Consider the following 20203-nt stretch of genomic DNA (forward strand, 5'->3'; position numbering starts at 1 on the left):
AGGCTTCAGACAGTCTGACACGCCCCTGCAGATTCATCTGCGGGGGCGTTTTCGTTTGTCGAATGATTGGGCGTCTATCAGAGACGGGCATGGTGCAGCGGGCCACAATCCCGTACACTGAAAAGGGTTTTATCACGCCGTCCCGGGACCCTTATGATCCGACTGACCATTAATGGACGTGCCGTTGAACTTGAAGCGGGCGCGACTGTGCTTGAAGCGGCGCATGCGGCGGGTGTTTCAGTCCCGACGCTGTGTTGGTATCCAGGCTTGCCCGCCCATGCCGTCTGCCGCATGTGTCTAGTTGAAATCAACGGCGATCCCAGGCCACAGCCCGCGTGCGCGACTGTGGTGAAAGACGGCGACAGCATCGAAACAGAAACGGACGCCTTGCGCGTATTTCGTCAGACCAATGCCGAATGGTTGTTGGCGCGCCATCCTAATGACTGCCTGCATTGCGAGGTGAACGGCGGTTGCCAGTTCCAGCGTCTGGTGCGCGAGCATGAATGGGAAACGCATTGGCCTGAATCTTCTGGCCGGGCGCCTGACGCGCATGATCCAGACCTGACCGACCACACCTCGCCGAGCATCTGGCGCGATGTGTCCAAATGTATTGAGTGCGGTCTGTGCGCGGAGGCGTGCGGCGAACCGGGGCAGCAACTGAATGTGATCGGGTTCGCCGATCGGGGTGAGGACCGTCGCCCGGTCACCGTTTTTGATCAGCCTTTAAGCGAGACCGATTGCATTTCGTGCGGTCAGTGCACGCTTGTATGCCCGGTCGGGGCGCTGATCGAGGCGCCGCAATGGCATGAGGTGCTCAGTCGGCTTGATTCCCGACATCAGGTGTCTGTGGTTCAGGTGGCGCCCGCGACGCGGATCGCGATCAGCGAAGAGTTTGGCTTCAAGCCGGGGACAGTCAGCACCGGCCGCCTGATCAACGCTTTGCGGCAATTGGGATTTGACTATGTCTTTGACACCAATTTCGCGGCGGATCTGACGATCATGGAAGAGGGTTCAGAGCTTCTGGCCAGGGTGAAGGCCGAGACGGACCTGCCATTATTCACGTCGTGCTGTCCGGGCTGGGTGAACTGGGTGGAATTGCACCGGCCAGACTTGCTGCCGCATCTGAGCACCACGAAATCGCCGCAGCAGATGCATGGCGCCCTGTCCAAGCGCAGCCGGTTCGCGCGGTCTTTAGGCCCCGAATACGCTGAGGGCGCCAAAGAGCCCTATGTGGTCAGCGTCATGCCCTGCACGGCCAAGAAAGACGAAGCGGCTCGACCCGGTCAGTCTGAAGATGTGGATCATGTGCTGACCACGCGCGAGCTGGCCCGGATGATCCGCTCGCGCGGCATCGCCTTCGGCGCCCTGGACGAGGACGGCGTGTTCGACAACCCGCTGGGTGAGAGCACTGGCGCTGCGCAAATCTTCGGCGCTTCAGGCGGTGTGATGGAGGCGATGGCGCGCACGGCTGCGCATCTTGTGGATCCAGACGGTGCGCCAACACTGGAATGGCGGGCGCTGCGCGGCGTGAACGCCGGCGTGAAGACCACCCAAGTTCCCGGCGTCGGCGCTGTCGCCGTCTGCAACGGCATCGCCGCCGCGCAGCGCATGCTGCAAACACAGGACTGGCGGACACACTATGTGGCGATTGAGGTGATGGCGTGCGTCGGCGGCTGCCTGGGCGGCGGCGGCGAGCCAAAATCCATGGACCCGGACGTACTCAAAAAGCGCGCGGAGGCGGTCTATGCGGTGGATGGAGCGGCGCCGCGTCGCCGGTCTTTCGAAAACCCTGACGTCCAGGCGCTGTATGCATCCGAGCTGGGGCGCCCAAATTCAGCTGCAGCCCATGCCCTGCTCCACACCCGGTATGCCGGACGACGCTCAAACCGGGCGCTTTTGATGCAGTTTCTGGACTGCGTCGACCGGCGGGACGGACGCGCGGCGGCGGCGCTTTTTCATCCCGACGGGGTTTGGTCCACAGCGTCTCACTTCGGTGATGTTCAGGGCGCTGAGCGTATTGAAGCGCTTGTCAGCACGCAGTTGCCGCCGCGTAAACACGGTCCGGCGTTTGTGCGCCATCAGATGGCCTCAGCGGCGGATGGCGATGACCTCACGGTCATTCTGCCGGATGGTCAACGCTGCCGGTTTGAAATCGCGCTTGAGACGGCCCAACGGGAGGGACAAGACACGACGTTGATCAAGTCGCTGGTGCGGCGCGTCGAATAAGAGTGTTTGGGATAAATGTGGCGGACTTAAGGGGATGGTTCTCGAACCCCGAAGCGCTGATTGAGGTGCTGGAGGAGATGGAGGAAGTGCTCACCGGATCGGCCGGCCGCGAAAATGATGGGACTATAAAAAAGGCCTTGGAGTGTGATCCCAACTGATGACTGTGCCGCCGGCGGATTCGCCGCAAAGAAATCCGCCCCCACTGCTTCCCGAGGGAAAATGCCGACTTCGTTTGCATTCACGCGAGGTCGAATATGGCTGCTTTGCCAACCGTTGAAAATCGTCAACTTAATGCTACGGAAGACGCGGAAGCCGCCTTTGAGCGCCTTGTCGTCCTTCTCGAGCAGAAGCGGCGACCGTTCGATTTCGCGGCTATGACTCGAATTGGTAAATGCGTTTTTGTAGGTGAAGGCGATCTGAGCTTCGCACGTGCTTTGGCGCGCGACGCGAAAAGCTGCGCTGGGCATATCATAGCGACAACCTTTGAAGCTGAGCGCAGCGTTTGTCCGGCGGGAAGGAGAAACGCCCGATCACTGAGCGATCTAGGCGCCAAGGTTTTACACGGCGTCGACGCCCGACACCTAGATGATCGAAACTTGCCAGCAATGGCGGAGCTGATCGCGTTTCAGTTCCCGAACACGGGCACGCGAAGGTCGGTCCACGGTCGTACAGAAAATCATATTCTGTTGCGCCGGTTCCTCCGGGCGGCGGCCTCGCGACTTAAGTTGACCGGTCGGATCGCAGTTACGCTTGTAAATAGCCCGCATCATCTGGGCGTATTTGATCCGCCTTCGGCGGCGGAATGGGCGGGCTGCGAAGTAGTGGAGGTGCTTCCATTTTATCGGTCTGCCTGGTCGGGCTATGGTCACGTCAACACCAACGATGCGAGCGAGAGCGCTTTGTCGAAATACCGGTCTTGTAGTACCTGGCTTTTTAAACCGGTGAGGCGATAGGATGACGGACACGGTGAGCTTACCGCCCGGCGCATGCCTCATTCGCGACTTCGTGTCGGAGCAAGCCGTGGGACGCCTGCTCGCGGCGATTGACGCAACGGACTGGCGTGCAGATCTGAAACGACGCGTGCAGCATTACGGCTGGCGGTACGACTATCGCGAGCGGCGCGTGACGGAAGAGATGCGGCTTGGCCCGCTGCCGGACTGGCTTCTTCCCGCCGCCGAGGCTGTTGGAGACCTGCCGGAGTTTAATCGGCGACCCGATCAGGTGATCGTGAACGAGTATCTTCCAGGTCAGGGCATATCCGCGCATGTCGATTGCGAACCGTGCTTTGGGCCGGCGATCGCCTCGCTCAGCCTTGGAGGCGAGGTCGAGATGGTCTTCAAAAAGCGCTCAACTGGCGAATGCCACAGCGTCATACTTGAGCCCGCAAACCTCCTGATCCTGTCTGGTGAGGCGCGCTATGACTGGAGCCACGAAATTCCGGCGCGTAAATCCGATGTGATCAAGGGCGTGCGCCAGCCCAGAACTCGCCGCGTGTCGCTGACCTTGCGGACAGTGACCCTTTAGGCTCGTGGGTTATGGAAATGGTGGAGCCGAGGGGAATCGAACCCCTGACCTCGTCATTGCGAACGACGCGCTCTCCCAACTGAGCTACGGCCCCGTTCCAGAGGATGGCTGACGTAAGAAGCTCGACTGAAGTTGTCAAGGATTGCGACAAAGGTCGCGGATGATTGACGTTTGCGTAAACGGAACTTCGTTATAAAACATGCGTCATGGGTGAGGGGACAGGAATTGCCGGTGAAGCGCCGCTTCACCAGTTCGGTATGGGAGATGGCGCGGAGCCGTTTATCTTCCACATGCTGACTCACGCCCTGGTTTTCAGCGCCTATGCGCTGATTGCAGGAACGCTGATCTGGCAAATGCAGCGGAACAAGAAGCTGCTGCGCCTGAAAATGGTGCGTATCGTTATCGTTCTGGCGTCTCTGGCCGGGCTGGCGCACCTGGCGGGCCTTCTGTCAGTGGGCATGCCGCATCCGCGTCTTGACGCTGTGGTTCATCTGCTCAGCGCAGCGTTTGGTTTGTGCGGCGCCATTCTGCTTTGGTACTGGCTGCCGCAAATGCTGGCGCTGGCCCAGGAACGCCGATTGACCCCGGTCAACATGGTCAGCCGATCCGATTATCAGGCTTTGCAAGCCAAGCTCGACAATACCCATGCGGGTCTGCAGCGTTTCGCGACGGCTGCGTCGCATGATCTCAGAGCGCCCTTGCGCCATATCTCGGTCTTCGCCGGACTGATCGAGCGTGAGGAAGGCGATCAGCTGAGCCATGCCGGCCGTGACTATCTGGGCCGGTTGAACACCTCAGTGGCGCGGATGCAGGACCTGACTGAGGCTCTTGTAGAATATGTGCGCGCCATCAGCATGATGCACGAGCCGACGCGACTGGAACTCCGCGATGTGCTCGCTGGGGTCCGCAAGGATCTGGCGGTTGAAATCGAAAGTCAGAACGCGGTGATCGAGATTGCGCCCATGCCGGCCGTCTGGGCGGATGACACGCTCGTGGCTCTCGTTCTTCATCATCTGATCGACAATGCGCTGAAGTTCGCCAAGGACCCGCCTGTCCTCAGGCTTTATGCGCGGGAGGCCAAGGCGGGATGGGTGGAGATCGTCGTCGAGGATGAAGGCCCCGGTATCGACCCGCGCCAGAGCGAAATGGTGTTCGACGTTCTGTTTCGCATGTCGACAGGTCCGGTAGAAGGCGTCGGGCTGGGCCTGGCCTTGTGTCGGCAGATTATTGAGGCTGCGGGGGGCCGAATCTGGCACGACGTTGAGTATGACGCCGGGGCGCGTTTCGTCTTCACCCTGCCCGCTGCGCCGTGATTGCGACCGAAGCTGCTTGTCAGCGCCCGTCGGTGAGGGCTAGACCAGCACGCAGTGAAGTGAATTCTGAACGAGAGCGCTGATACCCATGGAACACATGTCTCTGGCGCAGGTCCTGGTTTACCTGTTCCTGCTGATCCCGCTGCAATTGCTGGTCTATGTCATTTTTGTGGGGGTCATCCTGAGTTGGCTCATCTCGTTTAATGTCGTCAATGCGCACAACCAGCTCGTCAGCACGATCTGGCGCCTGACCAGCACGATCACCGAGCCTCTGCTGCGCCCGCTGCGCAATTTCCTGCCGCCTCTGGGCGGTCTGGACCTGTCGCCGCTGGTATTGCTCTTGTTGATCATGTTCGTGCGCAACTGGCTGATCCTTGGACAAATCTTCCCCCGTCTCGGCTAACGTCCTGCCCGCGCAGGCCGCCGATGGCGGTCTGCGGTTGTTCGTCAGGGTCCAGCCCAAAGCCTCGCGCGCCGGCATAGGCGGTGTGCGCACGGGCGCTGACGGGCGGGTGCGTCTGACCGCGAAAGTGCGCGCCGCGCCTGACAAGGGCGCCGCCAATACAGAACTCTGCGCGTTGGTCGCCAGAGCTCTGGGGGCGCCCAAGTCCACGGTCAGCGTGATCAGTGGCGCGACCCAGCGCGAGAAAACCCTGTGGGTCGTCTCCGATGACGTCCAGGGCCTGCTTGACGCCGTCACGGCCTTGCTCCATGACCCCGCCCCATGACCGAGATCATCACGTCCTCCCGCGCGACCGCCAAGCTGATTGACGGCAAGGCCGCCGCCGCCGCCGTTGACGCCGCCGCTGCTGAGGGCGCGCGTCAGCTCGAAGCTGCCCTGGGCCGACCGCCCTGCCTGGCCGTTGTGCTTGTGGGCGATGACCCCGCCAGCCAGGTCTATGTGCGCAATAAGGGCCGCCGAACCGAAGCCGCCGGCATGCGCTCGGTGGAGCATCGTCTGCCCGCTGACGCCAGGCAGAGCGATGTAGTGGCCTTGGTGCAGACGCTGAACGCGGATGATGGCGTGGACGGAATTCTGGTCCAGCTCCCATTGCCCGAAGGTCTTGATGAAACCGAAGTCGTCCAGACCATCCGTCCGGACAAGGATGTAGATGGACTGACGGCGCAAAGCGCCGGAGCCCTGGTTCTGGGGGCGCCTGGCATGCGGCCCTGCACGCCGTCCGGCAGCGTGTTCCTCGCCAAACAAGCGCTCGGTGATCTGACGGGCAAGTCCGTGGTGGTGATCGGTCGATCGATCCTGGTGGGAAAACCGGCTGCGCTGTTGTTTCTGGCGGAAAACTGCACAGTCACTCTGGCCCATTCACGCACGCAGGACCTGCCCGCAGTCTGCCGTCAGGCCGACATTGTAATCGCCGCGGTCGGGCGTCCCAATCTTGTTAAAGGCGATTGGATAAAGCCTGGCGCTTGCGTCATTGATGTGGGTATCAATCGCGTCGAAGGAGAGTCCGGGAAATCCCGCCTTGTCGGGGATGTGGATTTTGACCAGGCTATTGAAACTGCAGGTTTCATTACGCCTGTTCCTGGCGGAGTGGGGCCGATGACCATCGCCATGCTGCTTGCGAACACAGTCGCCGCTGCAGCCAGACGGGCTAACGTATCTGTGCCAGACAGCGTCAAGGATGTTTTGCCGGGTTAAAACCTGCTTAAGCATGCATCCAGTAGTTTAGCGCCTAGCAGGAGAGAGTGATGCCGCAGCCCTTGTCGGTTCTTCATGTCGAAGATGACTTCGCTGATGCGATGTTGCTCCAGCACGCGCTATGCGATGCGGGCGGCTATGACATGGAGCTTCAGGTCGTCCGAACATTGCGGGATGCGCGTTTCAAGCTGTCTCGCAATTCTTATGACCTGATCATCGCTGATTTGCGCCTGCCTGACTCCACTCAGCCCAATGAGACGGTCAGTTTGCTCGAGCAGCAGGCTCGGGGCACGCCGATTCTGGTGCTGAGCGGGTCAGCGGGTGTGGACTCCCACCGCACCGGCGATCAGGTGAAGTTTCTCGATAAGAATGATTTCCTGAACAAGAACCTGGACGAGAAAAGCCAGGAATTGCTGTTCTGGGTCAAAAGCACGGCGCAGGGCCAAGGCGAAGGCGTTGTTCTTGATGATTCATCAGGAACCTACGAAATCTAACCTGAAGGTGAGCTGGACGCAGAAGGCGCGCAGCCTATCTGCGGGTTCATGACTGATTTAGCGACGTTTCCAGACGGGTTTCGGGCCTTGATCGTGGGCGCCTCCGGCGGCGTCGGCGAGGCCTTGACCACCCAGCTTGTGGATCACCCTCGATGTGCACAGGTTCACGCAGCCAGCCGCTCTGCCAAAGCTGTCTCCGGCGCCCAGGCCTTGTCCCTGGACTTTGACGATCCCCAGTCAGTCGAGGCTGCGGTCGAGGCCGCCGCTGAAGCGGGCCCGCTTCATCTGGTGATCGTCGCCAGCGGGGTTTTGGTGGATGGCGAAGGGCGTGGACCGGAAAAGTCCTGGCGACAGATTGACGCCGGGTACATGACTGAGGTTTTCAAGGTCAACACGATCGGCCCGGCTCTGGTGGCGCGCTCGGCTCTGGACAAGCTGGCGAGAGGTCAGAAAGACGCGCCGCAAAAGGCTGTGTTCGCGGCCCTGTCTGCGCGCGTCGGCTCGATTTCAGACAACCGGCTGGGCGGTTGGCATAGTTATCGGGCCTCCAAGGCGGCGTTGAATCAGATCCTCAAAACCTGCGCCATCGAGTTGGCGCGCAAACGCCCTCATGCTGTCTGTATGGGGCTGCATCCTGGAACCGTGGACACAGCCCTCTCCAGCCCGTTTCAGGGCAATGTGCCCGACGGCAAGCTGTTTACGCCCGACTATAGCGCGGCGCGCTTGTTGGACGTTGTGGATCAGGTGACAGCGGACCAGTCAGGCTGCGTTTTTGACTGGGCCGGTAAGATTATAGACCCTTAAGCACTTGAGCTTTTTAGCCGGAGAGGTTTTCCTACCTGAAGCTGACTTCAAGGAGGACATCATGACCGGCCATATCGATCCTGCGCGAGATGCGTTCGCGCTGTTCAAGGATTTGCCGCGAGACCAGCCGATCCAGATGCTCAACCTTCTGCGCTTGCGAGAAAAAGCGGCCTACCCCGATGGTCGAGACGTGAGCGGCTTCGAAGCATACAAAACGTATGGCAAGACGTCCGGGCCGATTTTCCGTCGCGTGGGCGGGTCGATCGTCTGGCGTGGCGCGCCGCAACTCACCTTGATCGGTCCGGCTGAGGAGAGTTGGCATTTGTCTTTTGTCGCAGCCTACCCCAGCGCCGCCGCCTTTCTGGAGATGGTCACGGACCCGGTATACCAGAGCGAGGCCGTGCCGCATCGGCAGGCCGCTGTGCTGGATAGCCGTCTTGTGCGCCATGCGCCGCTGGAGCTGACCTCGGAATTCAGCTGAGTTTATTCTGACAGCAAATTGAGCTGCATCGCCATCCGCACCAGATGGGACAGGCTGCGCGCCTGCATCTTTTCGACCACCCGGGCGCGGTGGATTTCCACTGTGCGGGCGCTGATGCCCAGCTTGTGCGCGACGACCTTGTTGGGGTGACCTGCGGCCACTTCAACCAGCACTTCGCGTTCACGCGGGGTCAGGTTTTCAAACCGTTCCCTCAGAGACGTCAGCGCCTGGCTGGCCTCAGCCTGTTGCTGACCGGCCTGCAACGCCAGCTCGACGCTTTCAAACAGGCGTTCTTCTTCATAGGGTTTCTCGATGAAATCGAGCGCGCCAGCCTGCATGGCGCGGACCGCCATGGGCAAATCGCCATGACCGGTCACGATGATGACAGGCAGGGTCGCGTTGCGGGTGCTCAGCTCCTCCTGAACTTGCAGCCCGGACAGCCCCGGCATTCGCACATCCAGCACCGCGCAGCCCGCCCAGTCTGGCGCATATTCGGCCAGAAAGGCTTCGCCGCTGTCAAAGGTCTTCACCTCATGACCGGCTGAGAGCAACAGCGCCTCCAAGGATTCGCGGGCGGCGGCGTCATCATCAACGACGTACACGAGGGGGGCTATGTCGGTCATGCTCTGTCTCCTGGCGTAATGACGGGCAGGCAGAAGCGAAAGACCGCACCGCCATCGGGGCGGTTCTCTGCGCAGATCTCGCCGTCATGGTCTGAAATGATGGAATGGCAGATCGACAGACCCACGCCCATGCCATCGGATTTACTGGTGTTGAAGGGCTGAAACAGTTTCGCCTGCTGGGCTTGCGACAGGCCGGGGCCCTGGTCGGCGACTTCGACCCAGATCTGATCATTACTGCTCCAGCACGCCACATTGATGACGCCCTGCGCTTGTTCGCCCATGGCTTCCGCGGCGTTGCGGATGAGATTAAGCAATACCTGTTGGATGTTGACCCGCTGCAACAAGGTGTGCGGCGCATCCGGATCCAGCTCGCAAGACAAGGACAAACCGGCCGCGGCGACCGCCGGCTCGATCAGCGGCAGCGTGTCATGGATCACGTCATAGGGGCTGGCGAACTCGGTTTCTGATTCCCCCTTGTCGAGGAAGGTGCGCAAGGAGCGGATGATTTCACCGGCTCGGGACGCCTGCGAGATCGCCTTCTCGACCATTTGAATGGTGCGGGACTCGCCATCAAACTCTGTCCTGGAAAGCCGGCGGGCTGCAGCGAGATAGTTCATCACAGCGGACAAAGGCTGGTTCAGCTCATGCGCCATCGCCGAGGCCATCTCCCCCATGGCGCTGACGCGGGAGACATGGTGGAGCTCGCTTTGCAGGGCCCGCGCTCGCGCTTCAATTTCACGACGCACGCTCAGATCAGTGGCCAGCACCAGCAGACCGGTGCGATTGGCGTAGCGGATGCGGCTGGCGGACAGGCGCACCGGAATGCGCTCGCCCTCGGCGGTGACAGCGAAGGGCGTTTCTGTTTCCGCCGCGCCCTCGCGTTGCACCTTTCGCCAGAACGCCGGGATTTCACCGGGGGCGCCGACAAAGAGGTCTTCCGCGCGCAACAGGCGTAATTGCGCCTCGCTATAGCCGAACAGCTCGCAGGTGCGCTTGTTCTCGTCGAGAACGAAACACGTTTCGGCGTCAATCAGGAAACCAGCAGCGTTCGAACCGTCGAACATGGCCCGATAGCGCTGCTCGCTGTCGCGCAATTCCTGCTCGGCGCGTTTGCGCTCGGTGATGTCGCGGAAGGACACCACAGCCCCCGCGATCCGACCGTCATCCCAGATGGGCGTGCTGACATACTCTACCGGGAAAGACGTGCCGTCCTTGCGCCAGAACACATCGTCATAGATCCGGTGTATCTTGCCGTCGCGCGTGGCTTCATGAATGGGACATTCCACGCTGGGGAAGTGCCGTCCGTCGGCATGAGAATGGTGAACCAGCTCATGCAGGTTCCGCCCCAGCATCTCTTCCACCGAATAGCCTGACATGCGCGCCGCCGCGGGGTTCACAAAGGTTGAGATCCCTCGGTCGTCAATGCCGTAAATGCCATCACCTGACGCCATCAGGATCAGATCGCGCTGGCGCCGGAACAGGTCAGCCGGATTCTCGCCTTTGCTCGGGTCTGTGTCTGACATGCGCGATCCTTTCCCCTCAGTCGACAGTTCTAGACCAGAAACTTCAGGTCTGACGAGAAGGTTGGGTACGCATAGGTCATCGTCGCCAGCTCCGAGGCGGTCATCCCGGTCTTCATGGCGAGCGTGAACACATGGATCACCTCTTCCGCGCCATGTCCGGCCAGATGCGCGCCCAGGACCAGATCGGTCTCCGGATCAATCAGTACTTTGGCGAAGGCGACGGCTTCGGCGTAGGTCTTGGCGGAACGCCAGTCGCGCAAATCGTTGACTTTTATGACCGGATCAAAGCCCGCCGCCTTGGCGGCGGTTTCATCCAGACCGACGCTGGCGATGGCGGGGACCGTGTAAACAGCTGACGGGATGGTGGTGTAATCTGGTGTGGAGCCTGCGCCCAGAATGGCGTTCTCGCCTGCGATGCGGCCTTCATAGCTGGCGACCGGGCTGAGCTGCGGCGATGTGGCCAGCGCATCGCCCGCCACATAGACGGAAGGGTTCGAGAGGCTGCACAAATTGGCGTCCACTTTGATCTGGCCGCGGTCTGAAGTAATGCCGCCAGCTTCCAGGTCGAGCGCCTCGACCGCGGGACGACGCCCGGCGCCATTGACCACCAGATCCGCGCTCAGGGACATGATCTCATCGCCGATGACGACATCGACCGTAAAGGAGTCCTCTTCTCGGGAGATGGACTGGACGCTGACGCCGGTATGGATTTTCACGCCCAAGCTGCGCGTATAGTCCACCAGCGTGTCCACCATGTCCGGATCGAGGCGCGGCAGTACGCGCGGCGCGGCTTCCAGGATTGTCACCCGTGCGCCGGCGCGGATCAGGACATGGGCGAATTCAAGCGCGATCACGCCGCCGCCGATAAAGACGACTTCGTCCGGCAGGGTCTCAAGGGTCAGAAGATCGTCACTGGTCCGTGTATGCGACCAGCCTTTGATCGGCAGGGTTGCGGGTTCGGATCCGGTGGCGATGACGATCTTGTCAGCCGTATAGGTTTCGCTGTCCACTTCGACGGCGTTCGGGCCGATGAACACCGCCTGGCCCGTGACCAGCGTCATGCCGCGATTGAGGATCGAGGATTTGAACATGTCGGGCACGCCGTCCACGAAGGTGCGTTCACGGCGGATCAGGGCGGGCCAGTCGAGCTGAACCTCGCCAGTGGTGATCGCGTGCTCGCCAGCGCGGGCGATGACATCCAGACTGGCGGCGGCGGCGACCAGCACTTTCTTGGGGACGCAGCCGCGAATGGCGCAGGTGCCGCCCACATCGCGCGATTCAACCAAGGTGACGGACTTGCCTTCGCGATGTGCGATTCCGGCGGCGGCCATGCCGGCGTTTCCAGTGCCGAGAACCAGAAGGTCTGAGTGATGGGTCATGGGTCAGTCTCGCAATGTGTGTGGGGGTCAGGCCGAGCTGCGCACGCCGGCGCGACGCAGGGCTTTGACTTCGGACAGCAGATCCAGAAGCCGGGTTTGCAAAATGTCGGTGGGGTCGAAGTTCCGGTCGGTGAAGCAGTGGTAGCGCATCACGCTGCGCGCCAGCGCGAAGCCCGCGCCCGCGGACGCCAGGGTCAGAAGGCAGAAGGGCGCGATATTCACCCAGCCCCAGACCCGGATCAGGCCGGCGCTTAGCGCCAGTCCGGCGGCCAGGCTGAACAGGTTGAGGGCGGCCAGAGACAGGCCTGCCCAATCCCGGTCACGCTGGATCACTTCCACATGACGCCATTCAAACACCACGTCCTGAACGCCTTCGATGACATATTGATCTTCATCCCGGGCCAGGCGCTCCGCCGCGATGGAGGCGCGCATGTTCACCCGGCGAAACAACCGGTCGAGCCCGTTATGGGTCTCAAGCCAGACCGCGCCTTCCGCCAGAGCCAGTCCCAGAGCTCCAACGCCCGCAGCGCTCAGGACAGCGGCGCGTATCTCGACGCCCAGAGCGTACAGCGCGACCAGCACAAGGGCGTACAGCGCGCCTGAGACAGGCAGGGTCAGACCGTGCATCAGCATCCAGCGCCGATAGGTGCGCTCGAACTCAGTGTCTGACGGGCGGGCGGGGCGGGTCATGATCTACTCCCGGAAACGGGGGAGGCGGGGGCTAGAGCCGCCGCTCTTCCTCCTTGATCGCAATATCGTTGACGCTGGATTCGCGGCGGCGCATCAGGCCGTCCGTGTCGAATTCCCATTGTTCATTGCCGTGCGAGCGGAACCATTGGCCGGTCTCGACCTGTTTCCACTCGTAAAAGAACGCGACAGAGATGCGGTTGCCGGTGAAGGCCCACAGTTCTTTTTTGAGTTTGTAATGATCCTCAGCGGACCATTTTTCGCGCAGGAAGGCCTTGATGGCGGCGCGTCCCTTGAAGAATTGATCGCGATTGCGCCATTCGGAGTCTTCAGAATAGGCCAGCGCGACGCGTTCAGGGTCGCGGCTGTTCCAGGCGTCTTCAGCAAATTGCACTTTGGCGCGAGCGGTCTCTTCGGTGAACGGGGGGAGAAGTTGGGTGGCCATTTTCTTATCTGTTCTTGTGTATTAGAGCCAAAACGAGGGTCCGGCGGAGATGGGGACGACCGCCGGACCCTCTTAGGACCCGTCCCTCGTGGAGGGGCAGACATTCAGGACGGGGATCGGGTTAGCGGCTGTAGGCCGCAGTGATGGCGCTGACCGTTTCATCGGTGTCGCCCACATGGTTGGCGATCATGCGGAAATTGGTCACGGCTGCGGCGTAGCCGTCATAGCCTGGCACCTGGGCGGCGGCGGTGGCGTCGGTGACGACCAGCACTTCAAAGCCTTGCTCGATCAGCTCGCGCATATGGGATTCGGTGCACAGGTTGGCGGACATGCCCGCCAGGATGACGCGGTCCACGTTCTGCTTGCGCAATTGCAGGACCAGATCGTTGGTTTCCGGGCCATAGACCTTGTGCGGCGAGGTCACCACGGTGTGGTCATGCTCGATATGCGGGCGATACTCTTCCAGCCAGTCAGCGCCCGAGCCTTCAAAGCCTTCAAGGTCAAGCGGGCCGGCGCGATCGAACATGCCGATCGAATGCATCAGCGCTTCCAGAGCGCCTTCAAAGCGCCATTCATGGTCATGTTCGTAGTAATAGTGCGGTGAGACGAAGACCGGCATGCCGACCTCGTGGGCGGTCTCGAACAGGCGGCCGATATTCTCCACCGTGCCGTTCTCGGTGACGTTCTGACCCACGACGCCCCAGGTAACGCCGTCCGGGCTGAGAAAGTCATTCTGCGGGTCGGTGACGACCAGGGCGGTGACGCCGCGCTCGATCTGCATGCCCGGATCGGGCAGTTGCGCGAGCGCCTGGCCGGTGAAAAGCGCGACGCCGGCGGCGGCGCCAGTCAGCACGGTGCGGGAGAAGGTTTTATAAGCACGCATGGTCCGTATCCTTTGTCTGTGAGCAAGGAAGTCTCCGGGGGGAGGAGGATGATTGCTCTGGGACAAGAGATACGCAGCTGACGCCGCTCGCATAATTCGTTTTTGTGCGTAAGGGGAATTCCCTAGACCTGATGCAGGATGGCGCGTCTTGCTGTGCTTTCAGGAGAGATCGACAACCCGATCTTTACCTCGATTTGCTCGAATACCCGTATTACGGAGGGGACGCGTGAGCGGTCTATTTGAAATCCTGATCGCCATAACCAGCCTGTCGGCGGGTGCGATCCTGTTTTTGAATCTGCGTCACATGGCGCGACTGAGGCGGGGCAGTCAGCTCATCGTTGGCGGATTGCTGGTGATCGGCGTTTCGGCCCTCATTGATTCCTCAAACGGTTTCGTGCCGTATTCGCCAGGCCAGCTTGAACCGGTGCACGACTGGATCGAGGGCGTGTCTTATATCTGCGACGCTCTGGGGTTGTTTCTCATCAGCGTCGGTTTTTTCCGGTGGCTGCCGCTCTTGCGCCGGATCGACACCGAGATCTCTGCGCGCATGGAAGCCGAGAAGAGCCTGCAGCGAACTCTGGATCGCTCGCGCGAAATGAACCAGCTCAAACGCGAACTCGCGCAGGACCATCTCAACAAGGGGTGGGATTACGACCATATGACGCGCCAGGTGGTTCAGAGGCTCGCTGTCGCTCTGGATGTGGATGAAGCAGGTTTGTGGCTGTTTTCAGAGGATCACAGCGCCTTGCGCCCTCATTGCGTCTGGAGCCCGACTGAGGGTGAAATTTTCAATGCGCCCCGACTGACCGAGCATAAGGCGCCTGAGGCCTTTCGGTTCGCCAGCCAGGGCGCCTATATCGATGCGGTCGAGATCAGCGCCGCTCACGAGGACGCCCGATCATTGGGCCAGGCGCTCCACAATGTCTCAAAAGGCGCTGTGCTCGCCGCCCCTATCTTGCAAGAACACAGCGTCAGCGGCGTTTTGAGCATTTGCAAGAAGGGCGAGCGCCATGAGTGGACGCCTGAAGAACAGGCGCTGATCTATGCGCTCGCCAATTACATCGTCGTTGCCGAACTGGTGCTCAACGCCCGCACTTTGACGCGGAGCGCTCGAGATGCGCAAAGCGCTGCGGAGCGGGCCAGCGAGGCGAAAACCGAGTTCGTCGCCAATGTCAGCCATGAATTACGCACGCCACTGAACGGCATGCTGGGGCTGGTGCGGGTTCTGTCGGAAGCGGAGCTTGAGCCCGGTCTGCATGACAAAGTCGAGCTGCTTCAAGTGACGGGCGACCAGCTCTTGCGAGTTCTCAATGATCTCCTGGATCTGTCGCGTCTGGAGGCGGGCCGGTTTCAGCTTGAACCCGAGGCCATGGACCCGACACGCTTGCTGAAAGAGGTCAGCATGCTGTTCCGGCCGAGCGCTGAGGAGAAGGGCCTCACCCTGGACGAAGAGATCCTCGCTTTGCCCGCCAGCGTGGAGCTGGATCAGACGCGCTTTCGCCAGTGTGTATTCAATCTTTTATCCAACGCGATCAAATTCACGCAAACAGGCGGCGTCAGCTTGCATGCCTATGCCCAGCCTGTGTCTCAGGGCCAGTGCCGCATCACCGTCTCGGTTAAGGATACAGGTCCCGGTCTTGAACCGGCTGAGGTGAACAAGCTGTTTAACCGGTTCGAGCAGGGCGACGGGGATGCGGGTTCGTCAAAGAGCGTGGGATCAGGCCTGGGTCTGGTGATCACCCGCGAGCTGGCGCGGCGGATGGGCGGCGATGTGACGATTGAGAGCCAGCCTGGCGACGGGGCGTGTTTCACGCTGACCTTGATGGCTGGCATGCACGCAGATGAACCGATCATCGCGTCGCATGCCGACGCATCCCATCCTGGTGCGGCCACGCTTGCAGGGGCGCGCATCCTGTTGGTGGATGACAATGACATCAACCGTATGGTTGCCCGTTATATGGTGGAGCCGACAGGCGCTGAAGTCACCGAAGCCGCTTCCGGGGCTGCTGCGCTGCGTTTGTTCTCAGACGAGCCCTATGATCTGGTGCTGCTCGACGCCAGCATGCCGGTCATGTCGGGAGAAGAAACGCTCAGCCGTTTGCGCGCCATGAACGAGGCGGGGGCGCAGGTGCCCGTCATCGCGTTGACGGCCCATGCGGGACAGGGCGAGCGTGAGCGGTTTCTCGCCATGGGCATGGATGATTACATCCCCAAACCCATTGTCGAGGATGAGCTGATCGCCGCCTGTGAGCGTTGCCTGAAACAGTCACACCCCGCCTGACCGCGAACCTTCAGGTTCGCAAGGCCAACGGCCGCCCGCAGCTTCAGCGAGGATCGACCGAGGGGAGGCGAGGGAGAGCAGGCGTCGCGCCAGAACCTTCAGGTTCGCAAGGCCAACGGCCGCCCGCAGCTTCAGCGAGGATCGACCGAGCGGAGGCGAGGGAGAACAGGCGTCGCGCCAGAACCTTCAGGTTCGCAAGGCCAACGGCCGCCCGCAGCTTTAGCGAGGATCGACCGAGCGGAGGCGAGGGAGAATAAGTAAGAAGTGGTGCCGCATAGGTGACTCGAACACCTGACCCCATCATTACGAATGATGTGCTCTACCAACTGAGCTAATGCGGCGCCGGAACCAGGCGAAAGCCTGCCTCGGAGGGCGCGGAAACTAGCCTTGAACGGCGATGGGGGCAAGACGGTTTTGCCAGCTGGAATGAGTCTGGCTCAGGCTTTGCCGAAGTCTTTGACCTTGTCGACGATGGGCGCGGCCAGGGTGTCGAAAAAACTGCTCAGATGATCGGCCGGCCGGGCGGCCGCCGCGTCATTGCGGATCAGGATATCGGCGTATTCCTTGTTGGGCGACGTCCATTCATGATGCATGGGCCGAACGGTGCGCAAATACTGGTGGACGACAGAATGCGAGGTGCGTCCCCGCTCGTTCACATCACGCAGGAGGCGGCGAGCCAGGCGGATATCGTCGGGCGCTGACACATAGACCTTCAAATCCAGGCAATCGCGTACGGCTTCATCGCAGAACAGATGGATGCCTTCCACGATGATCACATCCGCTGGCGCGATGGTGCGTGTGTCGCTGCGGCGGCGGTGAATGGTGAAGTCGTAGATCGGACCCTTGATGCTCTTGCCGGTTTTCAGCGCGGCCAGATGCTTGGCCAGCAAAGCATGGTCACGCGCCTGAGGATGGTCGAAATTGAAGTCTGAGGGGTCAAAATCGGGCTTCGAGCCGTGATCGGCGTAATAATCATCTTCTGACAGGACCAGAGCGCTCAGCGGGTTTGCAGCACGGGCGGCGGAGCGCGCGATTTCGGTCTTGCCTGAGGCTGAGCCTCCGGTCACGCCGATGATCAGGCGCGGGCGAGCTGAAGCAGATGCGGTCATGAGCGTTGAGAAACCCTAGATGTCGCCATCGGATGCGCCGGGATCGTCCGGCGCGGGACCGGGTACATAGAAGCTCGGACCGGATTTGTCCTCGCCCGCACTGCGCTTGCTTGCATCGTTTGCAGTGGGGCGTGCTTCGATCAGCATGGCTTCAGGCGCGGCCGCAGCGGCGATTTCATAGCGCTCATGACGCGGATGGATCAGCACGGCGTGACGGCCCCAGCTGTCCACCATCCGCTTCCAGTCGGCGTCAGTATAAAGAAACGCCTGACCATCCTCGTTAATGTCGGACCAGTCGGCTTCAGCGGGCGCATGGGAGGCGCGCGCCATCCAGCGCTGGGCCTCCGCATCTTGATCTTCGAGCTTTGCGAGGCGTGCGGCGAGGGCGCAGGCGCGGGCTGAAACCGGCCCGGTTTCCAGCACGGGCGTCAGAGCGGCGTGCGCGGCTTCGCGATTGCCCTGATCAAGCGCGGTCTCCAGCAGCAGCAACTGGCTCTCGCGATGATCAGGATTGCGCGCCGCCAGCTCACGCAGGCGTTCAGCGCGTTTGGCCTTGGTGTCAGAGCGTCTGAGATTGGCGAAGGCCCGCGCCAGCGCGGGGTGCGGCGCATGCTCCCAGGCGGTTTCCAGAAGATCTGCGGCCCGGCGGTGGCGTCGTTGTTCGGCGAGCAATCGGCCTGCCAGCTCGGCGGCGGGCGCAAAGCCCGGCGAAGCCGTCGCGGCGCGATCCGCGAGTTTTGCGGCCAGCTCAGGGTCCGTGGCTTCGATCCGGCGCGCTTCGGCGGTCAAAAGCACCGCGCGCATCCGGGCGGCTTCAGTGCGATCAACATGGCCGCGGCGTTCGCCTTCGCTCAGCGTAGTTTCCGCCTTCGCCCATTGGGCGGCGTTCACCTGGGCTTCAAACAAGGCGTCAAACGCCCAGCGGGCCTGCCCGGCCTGATCGAACGCGTCCGCAGCGTGTGTGAGCAGGGCTTGAGAATCAGACCGGCTCTGGGCGATGCCCACCAGCCCGCGCTGGGCGACCAGCCGGGTTTTGGCGTCGCTGAGCATGGCTTCGTAATGAATTTGCGCGCTTTCCAGATCGCCAGCGGCTTCTGCGGCGCGGGCCGCCAAGAGGCGTGACAGGGCGGGTCGGTCCAACAGCGCTTCGGCGCGAGAGGCTTGCCGGACGGCCAGATCGCCCTGACCGGCGGCGGAGGCGATCAGCGCGCGTTCAAGCGCGTCAAAGCCCTGATCGCGGCGTCGGCGCAGGGAGAAGCGTTTCCAGGCGTCGGGCGCAGCCCAAAGCTTGGCGATGACCCACCAGGCGACAACCAGCAGGAACGTCGCGACCAGCAGCGCGCCCAGAGCGAGCGCGAAGGGCGCCTGGGCGTTCATGCCCAGAAAGTCGATGGTCACCACGCCGGGATTGAGCGTCAGGAAGACCGCCAGCATGGCGGTCAGCACGCACAGGATGACGGTTAGGATCAGGCGGATCATGGCTTATCGCGCTCCGTCTTGCTCGGCCTGCCGGTTCAGGGCGGCGCGCATATCATCCAGCACAGCGTTCAGGGCTTCGCGTTTGCGCGCCTCGGTCAGCCAGCTCTCCAGCGGGACTTGCGCCGCCTCGGCGTCAAGCGCTTCGGTCTCCCGGATCGCCTGGCTCAGCGCGCCTTGCTCCAGCAGGCTCACAATCCGGTCGGCGGCGCCGTGATCATCGCCAGCGCGGCGCACTTCGATCACGCCCCAAAAGCGCTGGGTCTGGCCCAGGGCTTCACGCACCGCTTGGGCCGGGAAGCTGTCGGTGAGATCGTCCAGAGTGGGCGCGCCGGTGCGCGCAGGCTCTGTCAGCGCGATCAGATGGGCGCGATTGGGCCAGATCTGGCTCAGCATGGCGTATTCCATGGCGAAGGGCTGGGCCTGGGCCGCCGCTTCGGCAAGGTCTGAAAAGGCCAGCGCCTGTCGCGCCAGAGAGACCGAGGCGGTCTGGGTCTGGCCGGTTTGCGTTTCAAGCCCTTCAATCAGGCTTTCCAGCGCATCCATCCGCGCCGACAAAGCCTGCGTATCGCCCGCTCCGGCTTGCAGGTCGCGCACAGCGCTTTGAAGGGCTGCAAGATCAAAACGGAGCGCGGACAGGGCGTCCGAGGAAACACCGGTTGTCTGGGGCGCCGCCCGGTCATCAGGTTGAGCGAGCGCTTGTTGCAGGGCCGATTGCGCGGTCTGGGCGGCGGCGAGCGCCGTCTGCGCGTCGTCAGCGGTGGTGTTGAGCTGGCGTTCAAGGCTCTCCAGACGCGTATTGATCTGATCGCTGAGACCCGCGCCGCCCTCGGCGCTCGGCTCGAGCGCTTCAAGGTCGGTGCGCAGGGCCGCCACGTCGCGGATCAGCTGCTCAAAAGCGTCGGTGCGCAGCGGTGCGCCGGCGGTCTCTTCCTCGATGGTTTCCAGTCGGTTTTGAAACGCAGCGAGCTGGTCCGCTGAAGCGGTCTGAGCTTCCAGCGTTTCGATCCGGCTGATCAGGGCAGGGTCAGTGGCGCCTTCACCGGGCGCTGGCAGATACCGGCCCAGAACCCAGCCTGCGCCGCCCCCTATGCCCGCAGCCAGCACGGTCAGGCCGAGAAAAGCGAGGACAGGCGTTTTGCCGCCGCCCGACTTGGCGGCTTTTGGCTTTTTGGTCTTGGATTTTCCGCGTGAGCCGCCGCTATCCGGCGCGGGCTCGAACTCGGCGTCGACCGGTTCTGCAGCGTCTGGGCGGGGAGTGTCGGCGCTCATGATGTCCTCGGGGGCGCGGGGCCACT

General features: G+C 62.0%; 20 protein-coding genes and 2 tRNA genes. 11 read left to right on the forward strand and 11 right to left on the reverse strand.

The annotated features are described in order from the left end of the window. Positions 1–153 precede the first annotated feature (153 nt). From G405_RS15370 to G405_RS0107755, 3 genes are all read left to right on the forward strand, one after another. A complete protein-coding gene (locus G405_RS15370) occupies positions 154–2226 on the forward strand; it encodes a [FeFe] hydrogenase, group A (protein ID WP_022700948.1) in 2073 nt (690 codons plus the stop codon). 254 nt (positions 2227–2480) lie between these two features. Next, positions 2481–3179 carry a class I SAM-dependent methyltransferase gene (locus tag G405_RS16785; RefSeq protein WP_084683432.1) on the forward strand — a complete coding sequence of 233 codons (699 nt, stop codon included), beginning with the start codon at positions 2481–2483 and terminating at the stop codon, positions 3177–3179. 67 nt (positions 3180–3246) lie between these two features. Next, positions 3247–3750 (forward strand): alpha-ketoglutarate-dependent dioxygenase AlkB, encoded by a 504-nt coding sequence (locus G405_RS0107755; RefSeq protein WP_233346009.1) that lies wholly within the window; start codon positions 3247–3249, stop codon positions 3748–3750. Positions 3751–3768: 18 nt separating this feature from the next. On the opposite strand, the gene G405_RS0107760 is transcribed toward G405_RS0107755, so the two are convergent. After that, positions 3769–3844, reverse strand: a tRNA-Ala gene (locus G405_RS0107760). Between the two features lie 112 nt (positions 3845–3956). Between G405_RS0107760 and G405_RS0107765 the strand changes: the two genes are divergently transcribed. From G405_RS0107765 to G405_RS0107795, 7 genes are all read left to right on the forward strand, one after another. Continuing rightward, entirely contained in the window at positions 3957–5063 is a 1107-nt protein-coding gene (locus G405_RS0107765) for a sensor histidine kinase (protein WP_084683433.1), read from the forward strand. Positions 5064–5151: 88 nt separating this feature from the next. After that, complete coding sequence (locus tag G405_RS0107770) at positions 5152–5466, forward strand: YggT family protein (RefSeq protein WP_022700952.1); 315 nt, start codon at positions 5152–5154, stop codon at positions 5464–5466. Beyond that, the gene (locus tag G405_RS0107775) at positions 5438–5791 is read left to right on the forward strand and encodes a DUF167 family protein (protein WP_022700953.1); all 354 of its coding nucleotides are present in this window, start codon (positions 5438–5440) and stop codon (positions 5789–5791) included. Before G405_RS0107770 ends, G405_RS0107775 begins: the two co-directional genes overlap by 29 nt. Continuing rightward, positions 5788–6720, forward strand: coding sequence for a bifunctional methylenetetrahydrofolate dehydrogenase/methenyltetrahydrofolate cyclohydrolase FolD (folD, locus tag G405_RS0107780; protein ID WP_022700954.1), 933 nt, complete (start codon positions 5788–5790; stop codon positions 6718–6720). The genes G405_RS0107775 and folD overlap by 4 nt, the downstream gene beginning before the upstream one ends. Before the next feature lie 50 nt (positions 6721–6770). Continuing rightward, complete coding sequence (locus tag G405_RS0107785) at positions 6771–7214, forward strand: response regulator (protein ID WP_022700955.1); 444 nt, start codon at positions 6771–6773, stop codon at positions 7212–7214. A gap of 48 nt (positions 7215–7262) precedes the next feature. Then, a complete protein-coding gene (locus tag G405_RS0107790) occupies positions 7263–8018 on the forward strand; it encodes an SDR family NAD(P)-dependent oxidoreductase (protein WP_022700956.1) in 756 nt (251 codons plus the stop codon). Between the two features lie 61 nt (positions 8019–8079). Further along, positions 8080–8499, forward strand: a complete 420-nt coding sequence (locus tag G405_RS0107795; RefSeq protein WP_022700957.1) for a DUF1330 domain-containing protein — start codon at positions 8080–8082, stop codon at positions 8497–8499. A 2-nt stretch (positions 8500–8501) separates the two neighbouring features. Here the strand turns inward: G405_RS0107795 and G405_RS0107800 are convergent, their stop codons facing one another. The 6 genes from G405_RS0107800 to G405_RS0107825 all read right to left on the reverse strand — a co-directional run bounded on the left by G405_RS0107800 (position 8502) and on the right by G405_RS0107825 (position 14039). After that, positions 8502–9122 carry a response regulator transcription factor gene (locus G405_RS0107800; RefSeq protein ID WP_022700958.1) on the reverse strand — a complete coding sequence of 207 codons (621 nt, stop codon included), beginning with the start codon at positions 9120–9122 and terminating at the stop codon, positions 8502–8504. Continuing rightward, positions 9119–10645: a PAS domain-containing sensor histidine kinase gene (locus G405_RS0107805; RefSeq protein WP_022700959.1), complete on the reverse strand. Its 1527-nt coding sequence runs from the start codon at positions 10643–10645 to the stop codon at positions 9119–9121. The genes G405_RS0107800 and G405_RS0107805 overlap by 4 nt, the downstream gene beginning before the upstream one ends. A gap of 29 nt (positions 10646–10674) precedes the next feature. After that, positions 10675–12024, reverse strand: coding sequence for a dihydrolipoyl dehydrogenase family protein (locus tag G405_RS0107810; RefSeq protein WP_022700960.1), 1350 nt, complete (start codon positions 12022–12024; stop codon positions 10675–10677). A gap of 27 nt (positions 12025–12051) precedes the next feature. Then, complete coding sequence (locus tag G405_RS0107815; protein ID WP_022700961.1) at positions 12052–12714, reverse strand: hypothetical protein; 663 nt, start codon at positions 12712–12714, stop codon at positions 12052–12054. A gap of 31 nt (positions 12715–12745) precedes the next feature. Next, entirely contained in the window at positions 12746–13156 is a 411-nt protein-coding gene (locus tag G405_RS0107820; protein WP_022700962.1) for a nuclear transport factor 2 family protein, read from the reverse strand. Positions 13157–13277: 121 nt separating this feature from the next. After that, positions 13278–14039, reverse strand: a complete 762-nt coding sequence (locus tag G405_RS0107825) for a cysteine hydrolase (protein WP_022700963.1) — start codon at positions 14037–14039, stop codon at positions 13278–13280. A gap of 226 nt (positions 14040–14265) precedes the next feature. Between G405_RS0107825 and G405_RS16495 the strand changes: the two genes are divergently transcribed. After that, complete coding sequence (locus G405_RS16495; RefSeq protein WP_022700964.1) at positions 14266–16320, forward strand: hybrid sensor histidine kinase/response regulator; 2055 nt, start codon at positions 14266–14268, stop codon at positions 16318–16320. A gap of 265 nt (positions 16321–16585) precedes the next feature. Here G405_RS16495 and G405_RS0107835 read toward each other — a convergent pair. The 4 genes from G405_RS0107835 to G405_RS0107850 form a co-directional block, all read right to left on the reverse strand. Beyond that, positions 16586–16661 (reverse strand) — tRNA-Thr (locus G405_RS0107835). 96 nt (positions 16662–16757) lie between these two features. Further along, complete coding sequence (gene udk / locus G405_RS0107840; RefSeq protein ID WP_022700965.1) at positions 16758–17429, reverse strand: uridine kinase; 672 nt, start codon at positions 17427–17429, stop codon at positions 16758–16760. Positions 17430–17444: 15 nt separating this feature from the next. After that, complete coding sequence (locus G405_RS0107845; protein ID WP_022700966.1) at positions 17445–18908, reverse strand: heme biosynthesis protein HemY; 1464 nt, start codon at positions 18906–18908, stop codon at positions 17445–17447. Positions 18909–18911: 3 nt separating this feature from the next. Beyond that, positions 18912–20177, reverse strand: a complete 1266-nt coding sequence (locus G405_RS0107850) for a hypothetical protein (RefSeq protein WP_022700967.1) — start codon at positions 20175–20177, stop codon at positions 18912–18914. Positions 20178–20203: the final 26 nt, after the last annotated feature.

The organism is Oceanicaulis alexandrii DSM 11625, assembly GCF_000420265.1.
In the GTDB taxonomy this organism is placed as follows: Bacteria; Pseudomonadota; Alphaproteobacteria; order Caulobacterales; family Maricaulaceae; genus Oceanicaulis; species Oceanicaulis alexandrii.

Bases quoted from the DNA above. Each gene is read 5' to 3' on its own strand.
- G405_RS15370 (WP_022700948.1), top strand. From the start codon at position 154: ATGATCCGACTGACCATTAATGGACGTGCCGTTGAACTTGAAGCGGGC.
- G405_RS16785 (WP_084683432.1), top strand. From the start codon at position 2,481: ATGGCTGCTTTGCCAACCGTTGAAAATCGTCAACTTAATGCTACGGAA.
- G405_RS0107765 (WP_084683433.1), top strand. From the start codon at position 3,957: ATGGGTGAGGGGACAGGAATTGCCGGTGAAGCGCCGCTTCACCAGTTC.
- G405_RS0107770 (WP_022700952.1), top strand. From the start codon at position 5,152: ATGGAACACATGTCTCTGGCGCAGGTCCTGGTTTACCTGTTCCTGCTG.
- folD (WP_022700954.1), top strand. From the start codon at position 5,788: ATGACCGAGATCATCACGTCCTCCCGCGCGACCGCCAAGCTGATTGAC.
- G405_RS0107785 (WP_022700955.1), top strand. From the start codon at position 6,771: ATGCCGCAGCCCTTGTCGGTTCTTCATGTCGAAGATGACTTCGCTGAT.
- G405_RS0107790 (WP_022700956.1), top strand. From the start codon at position 7,263: ATGACTGATTTAGCGACGTTTCCAGACGGGTTTCGGGCCTTGATCGTG.
- G405_RS0107795 (WP_022700957.1), top strand. From the start codon at position 8,080: ATGACCGGCCATATCGATCCTGCGCGAGATGCGTTCGCGCTGTTCAAG.
- G405_RS0107800 (WP_022700958.1), bottom strand. From the start codon at position 9,122: ATGACCGACATAGCCCCCCTCGTGTACGTCGTTGATGATGACGCCGCC.
- G405_RS0107805 (WP_022700959.1), bottom strand. From the start codon at position 10,645: ATGTCAGACACAGACCCGAGCAAAGGCGAGAATCCGGCTGACCTGTTC.
- G405_RS0107810 (WP_022700960.1), bottom strand. From the start codon at position 12,024: ATGACCCATCACTCAGACCTTCTGGTTCTCGGCACTGGAAACGCCGGC.
- G405_RS0107815 (WP_022700961.1), bottom strand. From the start codon at position 12,714: ATGACCCGCCCCGCCCGCCCGTCAGACACTGAGTTCGAGCGCACCTAT.
- G405_RS0107820 (WP_022700962.1), bottom strand. From the start codon at position 13,156: ATGGCCACCCAACTTCTCCCCCCGTTCACCGAAGAGACCGCTCGCGCC.
- G405_RS0107825 (WP_022700963.1), bottom strand. From the start codon at position 14,039: ATGCGTGCTTATAAAACCTTCTCCCGCACCGTGCTGACTGGCGCCGCC.
- udk (WP_022700965.1), bottom strand. From the start codon at position 17,429: ATGACCGCATCTGCTTCAGCTCGCCCGCGCCTGATCATCGGCGTGACC.
- G405_RS0107845 (WP_022700966.1), bottom strand. From the start codon at position 18,908: ATGATCCGCCTGATCCTAACCGTCATCCTGTGCGTGCTGACCGCCATG.
- G405_RS0107850 (WP_022700967.1), bottom strand. From the start codon at position 20,177: ATGAGCGCCGACACTCCCCGCCCAGACGCTGCAGAACCGGTCGACGCC.